We start from the raw sequence: 11,685 nt of genomic DNA, 5'->3' as shown, positions 1-11,685 counted from the left end.
AGTCTGGAAAAAGGAACTCAGGCAATGCTCAAGAAGTTAACCTGATTAATTTTGCAGAATCAATACGGGATTCTAGAAGGATCAAAACATATTATGAAAAAATCAGAGATTAAGTTCGAAGTAGATTTAGACGAAAACAGCTTTCCAAAAACCATTAAATGGGATGCTTCAGATAAAGAAGGTACCGGCCTTGAAGACACAAAGAGCATTAGCCTTAACGTGTGGGACAATCAAAATCATAGTACGCTTCGAATCGATCTATGGACAGAAGAAATGTCAGTGGTAGAAATGAAGCGTTTTTATATAGATATTTTAGGAGGGATGGCACAAACTATTTTGAATAGCACTGCTGACGAATACATGTCTGAAGAGATTAAGGAATTATGCGATCGCTTAGTTAAGCATGTTAACGAAGAGAACAAGGGTCAATAATTATCTCATATTAAACAGTGAAAAGCTCGGCAAAGTCCGAGCTTTTTTTGTTTTTCTCCAGTTTGGAAAAAAAATAATTTTTTAAGAATTTCTAACAAAACAGGTAAGTCGTTTGAGTATTAATAATAAAGACAACGATTAATTTTAGATTTTTAATTGAATGCCTCAGTTTCCAGTTTTAACACTATTTCACAGTTTTTGATTCATATCAAAATCCTGATTTTAAATATCAATTATTCATTTATTAGGGTAATTTTCGCGTTATACTTAATGAATTTCCACCCTAAATTCATAAACCCACAACAATAACTAAAATAGCCTATGAGCAATTTTACAATTAAAGCCAAGACTTCAGTTTTCATATTGACATTCTTGGTTTCCCTTTCATTTGGTTCTGCTATTGCTCAGACAATAGTTTCTGGAACCATCACAGATGCAGATACCAAAGAGACCTTAGTCGGTGTCAACATCTTAGTAAAAGGAAAGGTAATCGGAACCATTTCTGACCTTTCCGGCGAGTATTCCCTGAATATAAATCAAGATCCTCCTTTAACCTTGGTGTTTTCGATGGTGGGATTTACTAAGCAGGAAATAGAGGTGACCTCTGCAGAAGCTATTGTAAATGTACAAATGGTAGAATCTTCCATCCTTGGACAGGAAGTGGTAGTATCAGCATCGAGAATGGAAGAGAGTATTTTGAAATCTCCAGTATCGATTGAAAAAATGGATATTTTATCCATTAGGGAATCTCCAGCAGATACCTACTATAAAGGAATTGCTAACCTTAAAGGCGTTGATGTCACTACCTCATCCATCAACTTCCAAATTGTCAATGCTAGAGGATTCAATTCCACCGGTAATACTAGGTTTGTTCAATTGACTGACGGTATGGATACACAGGCTCCTGCTTTGAACTTTCCAATTGGAAATTTGAACGGACCATCAGAACTTGATGTGGAATCTGTAGAATTTATCCCAGGAGCATCCTCAGCACTATACGGTCCCAACGCATTCAACGGGATATTGCTAGTAAATAGCAAGAGCCCATTTGAATATCAAGGCCTCAGTGCATTTTACAAGCAAGGCGTTAACCACATCAATGGACAAGCAGGCGAACCAACAAGTCCGCAGCCGATGTATGAAGCCTCTATCCGGTATGCAAAAGCATTTAACAACAAATTTGCATTTAAAATCAATGCTTCATATATGCAAGCAACAGACTGGTATGGAACTGATCAAACTGATTTGAATGTAGAAGGTCAAGGTGACTTACCTTTCAACCCAGGAGCTAATAGAGTTCACGTTTTTGGTGATGAAGTTTCAAATAATATTGGTCTTTTAAGAAATGTTGCAGCAATTCAGCAGGCTTTTGGACCAGCGGCAAACAGTCTTCCAGATCAAATAGTATCCAGGACAGGTTATGACGAAGTAAATCTGGTAGATTATAATGCTACTAACTTGAAGTTAAATGGAGCGCTTCATTACAGAATATCAGATAATTCTGAGCTTTCATATACAATGAATTATGGAGCAGGGACATCTGTATATACAGGTGCGCAAAGGTATTCTTTGTCCAATTTCTCCATTATCCAACACAAACTAGAGTTAAAAGGTGATAACTATTTCGTAAGAGGTTATACGACGATAGAAAATTCAGGAGATTCTTATATAGCTGACTTAACAGGTGTTGTGATTAACGACAGATGGAAATCAAATTCAGCTTGGTTTGGTCAATATGCAGGAGCTTATCTTCAAAATCTTTTAGGTCAAGGGGTGACACCTGGTCAGCTAGGTACTTCAGCTCAGCAAGCGACAGCACACCAATTTGCAAGAGGAGCAGCTGATACAGGTAGATTGATGCCAGGAACCCCTGAATTCGAAGCTGCTAAAACAGCTGTGAGATCTGAAGTGATTCCAAGTGGATCATTATTCGACGATCAGTCCAGAATGAATATGCTAGAAGGTCAATATAATTTCAAGAATGAAATTGATTTTATGGAGCTTCAAGTGGGCGGTTCCTATAGAGTTTATGATTTGAGGTCTAACGGGACCATTTTTGCAGACGTTGAAGGTAATGAAATTACTATCCAAGAATTCGGGGCATTTGCTCAAGGCGCAAAAACAGTGTTCGATGATAAATTGAAATTGACAGGATCGATTAGATATGACAAAAATGAAAATTTCAAAGGACAAGTCAATCCAAGAATTTCGGGAGTATATTCTCAAGGGAATAATAATATAAGAGTCTCTTATCAGACTGGATTTAGAAACCCTACAACTCAAGGTCAGCATATTGATCTGAATGTTGTATCGTCACGATTGATTGGTGGCCTACCCTACTACAGAGAAAAGTATGACATTTTCAACAATGCCTATTCTTTAGCATCTGTCAATAATTATGTAGCCGCTGTAGGCACTGGCTTATCACCAGTTGACCCAAGAGCTACGGGATTGTTGGAGCAAGTCACTTCTTTACCTGAGCTTCGTCCTGAAAGAGTTCAATCCTTTGAAATAGGCTATAAAAGTTTGCTGGCAACCAACAGATTGTTAATTGATGTTGCTTACTATTATAATATTTACAATGACTTCATTACACAAACTTCTGTTAGGAAAGCACCAGGACCTATTTTCCCTGGAGCTTTACCAAATACGGATGAAGGAGCAATAAATGCCATTAATGCACCTACTTTATTAACTCCTATCACGACTCCAGGGCAGGAAAACACTTTCCAAACCTATACAAATATCGTGGACGAAGACGTGAGAGCACATGGTGCCGCCATTGGTTTAACATATAATTTACCACGTGATTTTACTATTGGGGGTAATTATAATTTCAACAAATTGATTACAACTATTGGAGAAGACTTCCTGAGTGATTTCAATACTCCTGAACATAAGACAAATATCACTTTTGGAAATAGAAAGCTTACCGAGAAAGTAGGATTTGGATTGACATATAGATATCAAAGTGCCTTTAGATGGGAATCGACATTTGCTATAGGCGATGTACCGGAGATCCATACGTTTGATGCTCAAGTAAGTTACAAGCTAAAAGAGCTGAAGTCTATTGTCAAATTAGGCGGTTCGAATATTTTCAACAATAGAAATTTTCAAAACTTTGGAGGTCCTACTATTGGTGCGATATATTATCTATCTATCACATTTGATGAGTTGTTAAATTAATAAATAGACAAAATGAAAATCATTAATAAATTAATATACTCATTCGTACTAAGTTCATTTGTAGCTTGTACATACGAATTTCCGGAGCCTGCAATTGTTGAATCAACATCTGGATCAGCGGATTTCACTAAGATAATTTCTGTGGGTAATTCTATTACAGCAGGATATATGGATGGAGCTCTTTATAATCGAGGGCAACAAAATTCATTCGCAATTATTTTGGCAGAACAGGCAAAATTAAATGGTGGAGGTGACTTCAATGTACCAGATATTAATTCTGCCAATGGCTTTTTCCAAATGGGGCCTCAGGGACCTTTGGGAAGACTTGTGCTTTCTGTAAATCCTCAAACAGGTGCTATAGGTCCATCTCCTATTGGTGCAGGAGATATTCCTGGTAATTTTACTGGGGATAAAGCTAACCTAAATAATTTTGGTGTTCCTGGAATCACCTTATTGACAGCTTTAATACCTCAGACAGGAGGTCCTGCATCTCCGGCAAATCCTGCTTACAATAGACTTTATGAAAGGTTTGCTTCTAATCCCGGGACTTCAACGGTAATTGGAGACGCAGCAGCTGCTCTAGCTAATGGGGGAACTTTCTTCACTTTCTGGTTGGGAAACAATGATATATTAGGATATGCCACAGGTGGAGCCTCCAACCCAGCTATTCTAACTTCTAACACGGATTTTCAACAAAGGCTTAGTGCTGCATTAGGTACTATGCTTCAGGCAAATGCTACTGCCAAAGGTGCTGTAGCCAACATACCAAGTCTGGCAGTTTTACCTTATTTCAACCTTGTTCCTTGGAATGCACTGCCATTGAGTCAAGCACAAGCAGATCAAGCTAATCAAGGTTATGCTGCCTACAATGGAGGTCTTGCTCAGGCTAGGTCATTCGGCTTGATTACAGTACAAGAGGAAGAGTTAAGAAGAGTTCAGTTTCAGTCTGGCCAAAATGCCTTTGTAATAGCAGACGAGTCATTGACGGATCTAACCGGGCTAGGTTTACCAACGCTTAGACAGAGTAAGCCAACAGACAAAGCTACTTTGACACTTTCACAAGCGTTAGGTCAACCCGTAGGAGGAAATCCCGCACTTTTAAGGGGAATTACTTTTCCTGTTGAAGACCAATTTATTTTGATACCACAGGAACAAGAAGAAATTCAACAAAAAATCATTGCTTTCAATGGCTTTATTAGTGCAGCCGTTCAGTCAAATTCGGAAAGATTAGTCTTAGTTGACGTTAACGATTTGTTGAATAGAGTATTGGCTGGTCAAGTAAGTTCAGGTGGCGTCGGGCTTACAGCATCCATTACACCACCGAATGGAGGCTTTTCGCTGGATGGAGTTCATCCGAATGCCAGAGCTCATGCTTTTGTTGCTAATCTATTCATTGATCGGATTAATCAAAAGTGGAGTTCTAATATTCCAAACACTAACCCGAACAAATTCATAGGAAATGATCTTCCGAGATAAGTAACACTAAATCCATTTTAAAAGCCACCCGATTAGTTCAGGTGGCTTTTACTTTTTAAACAGGATTCAGATTAAACTGAAACTTATTACTAACCCTCCAGAAATCCTCATCATCAACAGTCAAATTCCTAGTAATAGAGTGTTGATTTAATTATTGAGTCATACCAGAGAAATTTTCCTACTCAGGTTCATTAGTAATGAAAGCAACAAAATTTAAATCATATGATTATCCGCAATGATGCCAGTCACCTTAGATTCTTTGCTTGGTTGGCTGGAAGACCGATGACCGAAGACCGAAGCGGCCTCAAAGTTAGGGTATACCATCTATTAAGTCGCTTTTATCTATTTACTGGTAACAAAGCGGATTTACATATAAAAGCATTTGTACTTTCTATAGTGCAAACTTTATAAGGTTTAAGTCTCCCAAATCATAAGCTAGAAACCGCGGAAACCCTTTAAAGAAAAAGGGATCAGCACAACTGTACTGATCCCTATTGATATTATAACTTTTACCAGTTTTCTTATTCCCATTCTTTAGTCAAGGTACTTAAGAAGCTTACTAGATCTCTAATTTCCCTTTTAGTGAGCAATCCCTTCATATCTGGCATACTTGAAGGAGAGTTCTTACGCTCAGTGATACTGCTATTCATAATTAAAGTGTCTGGTTTAGCTCCTACTTTTACTAGCAAACCATCTTCTTTTTCCTCCATCAATGTTCCATTAATCGTTGTGCCATCTTTCAGTTCAAGCTGCACTATACCATAACCCGGAGCTAAGCGCTTGCTAGGATTAATCAATGCTTCCAGCAATTCAGTTTTAGTGACCCGATTAGCGATTCCATTCAAATGCGGACCTGCTACACCGCCCATATCATCGTATCCATGACAACGGATACATTGAGCTGTTTGATTTTGGAAGAAAATATTCCTCCCTGCCCGGACGCTACCACCTTCTAATGCTCCACTATAAAGCGCAACTAAATCTCCACCGGTTCTTTCTTCTTGGATCTTATCATATTTAGTCCTCAAATCTGCTGAACCTGTTGAATCTATCGCTTCTTCCAATTCGATCATCACTTCACTTGGTAATTTATCTTTAGATAAATCATCCAAAAGTGTAGTCCAAAGTGGTAGTTCAGCTGAATTTTCTAGATTCCCTAAACTTATCAAAGCAGCTTGCTTTTCAGTAGTAGTTCTGTTTTGGATGACATCTTGAAGTAAGCTTACCATAAGATCTTGAGAAATGTCAGTCTTGGTCAGTAAATCTAATCCAACCACGCGGACAGCTCTGGAATTATCTTTCATAGCTATCTCAATTGGAGTAGAAATTGAACCTGGGTTAGCAACCGAAAGTGCTAAAATTGCCGCGACACGAACATTTTCAGATTGATCGCTTCTTAGTAGGGCAATCAGCTTAGGTTCAGCATCGGCGATCTTTAGTTTCCCAATTGCTTTCACACTAGCAACTCTAATTTCTTCGTTTCTATCATTCAAAGCACTGATAAGAGTTTCTTTCACTGAAGATTGAATTGGAGCTAGATCTCTTTCCACCGCACCTCTATTTCTTCCATCTACACGATCAAGCACCGATGGCTTAGCCCAGGTGCCCAATGTAGCAATTGCCTCAGCTTTTAGGACAGGATTTACATTTGGCTTAGCAATGTAGGCTTTCAGGTTATCCAAAGATTTCTGAGTTCCTACTCGCAAGTTTGCACCGATTGCTCTTCTAAGTAATGGCTCATTTTCAAACTTTGTAGTAACCAACAAGTCTCCCAAAGCAGGTAAAGCTCCTTCAATTGAAAAATCATCATTGATAGCCCTCGCAGCTTCAGTAACGATATATTCATTGTTATCAGCCAAGAAGGTTGCAATCCCTGGATCAGCCATCCTGCGTAGTGCTAAAACAGCTCCTAGACGAACCGCATCAGAAGGGTGAGATGCTAGAGCTAGAATCGGCTGTTTCTTATTGATTCGTGCCAAAGCTAAACTTGCTGCATGACGTAGAAATGCATCTTCATCATTGTTAGCTTCCAATACTCCGATCAAGCCATTAATAGCCGGTTCGTAAGCTATTCTTCCTAAAGCTTCAGAGGCAAAGAATCTCACTCTGATTTCGTCATCATTTAATAAAGGCAAAAGAGCATCACCAGCTTTCGCATGTTTTATGTCTCCAAGCCACTTCGCAGCTTGTGCACGAATCTCAGCATCCTGATCTTTCAACAGTGGGATTAGCGCATCAGCATAATCCATTTTCTCCATTCTAGCCAGTTGGCTGATGCCAACTATTCCATGGATTCTTGCAAATTGATTTGATTTCTGTGCTATCGCTGTCTTGAAAACAGCCATTCCTTTGTCTCCTCTTTTGGCTAATTCAAATTGAGCTTTTCTCCTGATCCGCATATCCTCATCACTTAGATAACCAGAAAGAGCATCATCTGTAAGTGTTTTAAAATCAGTTTTCATCACCTGAGCAGTGATTTTTCTAGCTTCCCAATTTGCTCCAGCCTCATCTTCAATTTTCCACACTCGCCCATAATTCTTGGTGTTCCAGCCTTCAATCCAATCCGCAAAATATAAAGAACCATCAGGTCCAAAGTCTAGTCCAGTTGCCAACACTCCCGACATAATATTCTCTGTCTGCGACATTTTGAATGAAGCCCCATCAGGCTCTAGTTTGAATGCATGAATACCTGAACGAGTCGGATTCCCTACAAATGAAGCCACGAAAAAGGTGTTTTTCCACTTTTCAGCTAAAGCTGTTCCAGGGTTATAAACCATTCCAGTTGGTCCATTGATATAATTCTGGATTGGAGGAGTGATGTAGGCGGCCTGTCCTTCATGTCTTGGGATAAAAAGCTTCTCATCCATCCAAACTTTGTAGGTATTGTTATCGGGATCTCGGTATTTACCAAATTGCCAGTTGGTTCTCCATCCTGTATCTGAACCGTTCACTAAGTAAACCAATCGCTCACTTTCACCTGGATGATCTCCATCATTATCAACTGAGATCAGGTTATTATAGGCATCAAAAGTAAATTCATGGGTATTTCTTACGCCCATTGCGAAAACCTCAAAATCACTTCCATCTGGATTGGATCTGGCGACAACTCCTCTATTTGGATACTTCCATTCGGTACCATCAGGACCAACACCATTGAACCCGATATCTCCAATTCCCCAATAAATTCTACCATCGGGACCAAGTTCTAGTCCGGACATACCATGACCACCAAATCCAATATGAACACCATAGCCATGAGAAATAGATTCTTTCTCATCCATGATACCATCACCATTTTTATCTGTGAGCCTCCATACATCTGGACCTACTCCAATAAATAAATTATCGTCTAATTTCAGTAGAGCGCCAGCCACATCATTTGTGACGTCACTGAAATCCTGAACCATAATTTGAGAATAATCAGCTAGCCCATCGCCGTCTTTATCTTCCAGCCTGTACAACTCTTCTCTTTCTACAGTCATATCACGCCAATCGTGCGATCCGTCACCGTTCACGTCAGCTAACCAAGTGTTCTTGTCAGACATTTCCGGCGATAGCGTCTTTTGAAGAAAGGCCCTTTTCTCATCTATAGTTTGAAGACTTATTGACTCTATTTCCCATTCTTGATGCCCTCTAATGTCAAACTCAGAGTTTTTCTGGCGATTAGTTCGGGTATAATACAAGCTACCATCATCAGTTACCTGAATAGAAATAGGATCATAAACAAGTGAGTCAACTGCCCAAAGTGAAAGCTTTAATCCTGGGCTTAAAGTAGCGTTAATTCCGCCTTCGGCTGCTTGAACCATGGGAGCAATTTCCTCCTTAGTCAATGTGCGCTCACGTAGATCTACTTTTTCAGTTTTACTACATGAGATCAACAATGGAATTGCAGCAGCCAAAATTATTTTGGCGTAGTGTAGTTTAATTTTGGGTTGAGACATAGGTTAATTTTATTATTCTAATCTTGAAATTAATAAAATTAAAAATGGCTTTTTAGCCACTAATCAAAAAGGCTATAAAAACAAAATCCCGACCAGAGATCGGGATTTTGTTCACTTTAACCACTAACAACCATAAAACAAAAATTTCTTAAGACAAAGCGGGGATTGAGCTTTAACGTCTTGGTAGTCGGTACGGGAATCGAACCCGTGTTTTATCCGTGAAAGGGATACGTCCTAACCCCTAGACGAACCGACCATAATAAATCAAAAATTATTCACAACTTCCTGAAATTCAGGCGACAATGTAGTCGGTACGGGAATCGAACCCGTGTTTTATCCGTGAAAGGGATACGTCCTAACCCCTAGACGAACCGACCATTAATGACCTTGAAAAACTTGCTTTTTCAAATGGTTGTGCAAATATAGAGTGTTAAGTTTTTAAAACCAATTTGACTTCAAAAATTTCTTTTGTTTCGCGCTAAAAAGCTGAGTCCAAAGGAATAAAATTTTCTTGGAAAGGTTTGTGACTGTTTTTCCTATTTTTGATCTCTCAATTGAAAACTTACCATGCAACCAACTCAAGACATTAGAATTGCCATTAACGGATTTGGTAGAATAGGCAGATATACAGCAAAATTAATCCTGGAAAAAAAAGGATTTAACCTAATCGCTATCAATGATTTAGCAGATCAAACAGCCATTGCCCACTTGTTGAAATACGATTCCATTCATGGCAAATCTGCAAGTAAAATTGAAATCCAAAATTCGAATCTGAAAGTTAATGACCAGGAAATTCAACTATTTGGAATTGCTGACCCCGAAAAACTTCCTTGGGAAAGTTTAGATATAGATATAGTTATAGAATGTACCGGGAGGTTTACCGCTAGATCAGGAGCGGAAAAGCATCTAACCGCAGGAGCAAAAAAGGTGATTATTTCTGCTCCTTCCCTAGACCCTACAATCAAAATGGTAGTCTTAGGAGTCAATGATTCAATATTGACTGGTGAAGAAAGGATAGTTTCTAATGCTTCCTGTACTACAAATTGCTTGGCTCCTATGGTGAAGGTATTAGATGATAAATTTGGTGTAGTAAAGGGCTTTGCTTCAACTGTCCACTCCTACACCAATGATCAAAACCTCCATGATGCACCTCACCGTGACCTCAGAAGAGCTAGAGCAGCAGCCTATTCTATCATACCCACCACGACTAACGCTGGGAAGGCTTTAGATGAAATACTTCCAGAATTGGCTGGCAGAATAGAAGCTTCTGCGATGAGGGTTCCGGTTCCGGACGGCTCATTGACTGACATGATAGTGGAATTGAAAGAAGAGGTGACAGAGGATCAAATTAATGAAGCCTTTAGAGAAGCAAGTAATGGATATTTGAAAGGATTCTTGGAGGTGGAAGACTCCCCTATTGTATCTATTGATATCATTGGAAACCCTCATTCCTGTATCATTGATTCTGCATTGACATCTGCAAAAGGCAAAATGATCAAGTTGGTAGGTTGGTATGATAATGAAGCGGGCTACGCCAACCGTTTGGTAGACCTAGCCCGCTTGATTTCTAAAAATTGATTGATATTAAGCCTTTACACGATTAAGAGAAAGGAGTTTTACGATAAAGTTTGGAAGATTCTTAGTGTTATCGCGTTTGTGCAAGTGCAGATACCAGCCAAGTTTCTCCATGATTGGAACTTTGAATGTTTCAACCATTTCTATCCAAGTACCATCTGGATCTTCCAAATAGGAGAATCTTCCAGCAGCTTTTCCCATATCAAATTCATTACCGCTATCTACTGTTAGTTCTATGCCATCTTGCGCAAGTTTTTCCTTGATAGCTCCCATCCCGTTCACATCAAAACACAGATGAATAAAACCGAGATCTCCCCAGTTTCTGTTTTCAAAAACCTTATTTCTTGGTTGACTTTCGGTCTCTAATAATTCAATTTGTGTCTGGCAAAACAGTTTACCAAAAGCTCCTGTCATCACCGAGGAGCCTTGCAAGATTGCTCTTCTATAAGTTGAAGACCCTTCGCCTACCTGAACGAAATCTTCCCATACTCCTGTTTTATCACAAAGAATTTCTGATTGCATCAGGTGCTTCTGGTAAGTAGGTAAAGCAGCATCTATGGAAGACACTCCGATCACCACACCCAAAACTCCGCCGGTAAGATCCTTATTCTTACTGAACCACGAACCATTTTCTATGATTTCAAAGGTATTTCCGTAAGGATCTTTCACATAAAAATGCCAGATACCAATAGGGTTTTTGACAGGCTCACCTAGCATCTGAGCACCTACACTTTTAAGATGTTTATGCGTCTTTTGGATATCATGGCAACGCATTTTTACAGCCAAAATCCCCAAATCTTTCCAAGTCAGTTCTTGTTCAGATGCCAGAGGTTCTTTGGAAGTGTACTGCCAAATCTCAAAACCTCCTCCTCCCTGCATGTTGAGAGCCAAAATAGCATGCCTGCTTTCAACCTTTCCAGAAGTATATCGAGTCATTAACTTAGCCTCAGCACTATCTTGAAATATTGGCACATCCATCTTAAATGCCTTTCTGTACCAAGCCCAGGCTTGATTCGCATCCTTTACTCCTATCCCAACCTGTTGGATACCATTAATTGTCGCTAGATTCATTCAA

General features: G+C 39.3%; 6 protein-coding genes and 2 tRNA genes. 4 read left to right on the top strand and 4 right to left on the bottom strand.

Annotated features, from left to right (window positions below; genetic code table 11):
* Positions 1–93: 93 nt before the first annotated feature.
* The 3 genes from gldC to ACPUEN_RS04765 all read left to right on the top strand — a co-directional run bounded on the left by gldC (position 94) and on the right by ACPUEN_RS04765 (position 5,094).
* A complete protein-coding gene (gene gldC, locus ACPUEN_RS04775; RefSeq protein WP_111610941.1) occupies positions 94–432 on the top strand; it encodes a gliding motility protein GldC in 339 nt (112 codons plus the stop codon).
* Between the two features lie 321 nt (positions 433–753).
* On the top strand, positions 754–3,618 hold the full coding sequence (locus ACPUEN_RS04770) for a TonB-dependent receptor (RefSeq protein WP_425638919.1): 2,865 nt from the start codon (positions 754–756) through the stop codon (positions 3,616–3,618).
* 12 nt (positions 3,619–3,630) lie between these two features.
* Positions 3,631–5,094 (top strand): hypothetical protein, encoded by a 1,464-nt coding sequence (locus ACPUEN_RS04765; RefSeq protein ID WP_425638918.1) that lies wholly within the window; start codon positions 3,631–3,633, stop codon positions 5,092–5,094.
* A 521-nt stretch (positions 5,095–5,615) separates the two neighbouring features.
* On the opposite strand, the gene ACPUEN_RS04760 is transcribed toward ACPUEN_RS04765, so the two are convergent.
* The 3 genes from ACPUEN_RS04760 to ACPUEN_RS04750 all read right to left on the bottom strand — a co-directional run bounded on the left by ACPUEN_RS04760 (position 5,616) and on the right by ACPUEN_RS04750 (position 9,412).
* On the bottom strand, positions 5,616–9,035 hold the full coding sequence (locus ACPUEN_RS04760) for a HEAT repeat domain-containing protein (protein WP_425638916.1): 3,420 nt from the start codon (positions 9,033–9,035) through the stop codon (positions 5,616–5,618).
* A 181-nt stretch (positions 9,036–9,216) separates the two neighbouring features.
* A tRNA-Glu gene (locus tag ACPUEN_RS04755) sits at positions 9,217–9,291 on the bottom strand.
* Positions 9,292–9,340: 49 nt separating this feature from the next.
* Positions 9,341–9,412, bottom strand: a tRNA-Glu gene (locus tag ACPUEN_RS04750).
* 190 nt (positions 9,413–9,602) lie between these two features.
* Between ACPUEN_RS04750 and gap the strand changes: the two genes are divergently transcribed.
* On the top strand, positions 9,603–10,613 hold the full coding sequence (gap, locus tag ACPUEN_RS04745) for a type I glyceraldehyde-3-phosphate dehydrogenase (protein ID WP_425638914.1): 1,011 nt from the start codon (positions 9,603–9,605) through the stop codon (positions 10,611–10,613).
* 6 nt (positions 10,614–10,619) lie between these two features.
* On the opposite strand, the gene ACPUEN_RS04740 is transcribed toward gap, so the two are convergent.
* Positions 10,620–11,681, bottom strand: a complete 1,062-nt coding sequence (locus ACPUEN_RS04740; protein WP_111610123.1) for a VOC family protein — start codon at positions 11,679–11,681, stop codon at positions 10,620–10,622.
* Positions 11,682–11,685 lie beyond the last annotated feature (4 nt).

The organism is Algoriphagus yeomjeoni (assembly GCF_049821175.1).
Taxonomy (GTDB): Bacteria; Bacteroidota; Bacteroidia; order Cytophagales; family Cyclobacteriaceae; genus Algoriphagus; species Algoriphagus yeomjeoni_A.
The sequence above is the reverse complement of the archived record's forward strand: the minus strand, read 5'-3'. Positions and strand labels throughout refer to the sequence as shown.

Bases quoted from the DNA above. Each gene is read 5' to 3' on its own strand.
- gldC (WP_111610941.1), top strand. From the start codon at position 94: ATGAAAAAATCAGAGATTAAGTTCGAAGTAGATTTAGACGAAAACAGC.
- ACPUEN_RS04770 (WP_425638919.1), top strand. From the start codon at position 754: ATGAGCAATTTTACAATTAAAGCCAAGACTTCAGTTTTCATATTGACA.
- ACPUEN_RS04765 (WP_425638918.1), top strand. From the start codon at position 3,631: ATGAAAATCATTAATAAATTAATATACTCATTCGTACTAAGTTCATTT.
- ACPUEN_RS04760 (WP_425638916.1), bottom strand. From the start codon at position 9,035: ATGTCTCAACCCAAAATTAAACTACACTACGCCAAAATAATTTTGGCT.
- gap (WP_425638914.1), top strand. From the start codon at position 9,603: ATGCAACCAACTCAAGACATTAGAATTGCCATTAACGGATTTGGTAGA.
- ACPUEN_RS04740 (WP_111610123.1), bottom strand. From the start codon at position 11,681: ATGAATCTAGCGACAATTAATGGTATCCAACAGGTTGGGATAGGAGTA.